Annotated in this window: 1 protein-coding gene; it reads left to right on the top strand. The window is 52.2% G+C overall.

Translation table 11 applies throughout. The features are described 5' to 3' along the window. Positions 1–151: 151 nt before the first annotated feature. On the top strand, positions 152–337 hold a 186-nt coding region (locus EN874_RS34175), incomplete at its 3' end, for a hypothetical protein (protein ID WP_210238599.1).

Raw genomic sequence — 337 nt, 5'->3', positions numbered from 1 at the left:
CTGAAATGCTGATAGCTCAATACGAGAAGAGCCCTACAGGGCGTAGGAGACATACTACTTAAATATAGACCGGTCTGATAGTTATCCGCGTTAGGCTTCGGTATCGTATAAGGCGTTTATAACGCTAGCTAATTCAATAATAAGGATATCGATGGCAAATATTTCAGGGGGGAGAGGTGCTCGTTTTTATGCCTCAGCTAAGCGGGGGCTGGAATGCGTGCGGCGAACGGCGAGCGCCGGTGCAGTGGCGTATATAGCGATTCTGCCGATGGCGGCGTCCGCTGACGACATCACGTATGCCTACGACCCGATAGGTCGCCTCACGTCGGTGTCGGTC

This window comes from Mesorhizobium sp. M1D.F.Ca.ET.231.01.1.1 (genome assembly GCF_003999155.2).
Lineage (GTDB): Bacteria > Pseudomonadota > Alphaproteobacteria > Rhizobiales > Rhizobiaceae > Mesorhizobium.
This window is presented reverse-complemented; position numbering and strand designations above follow the sequence as displayed.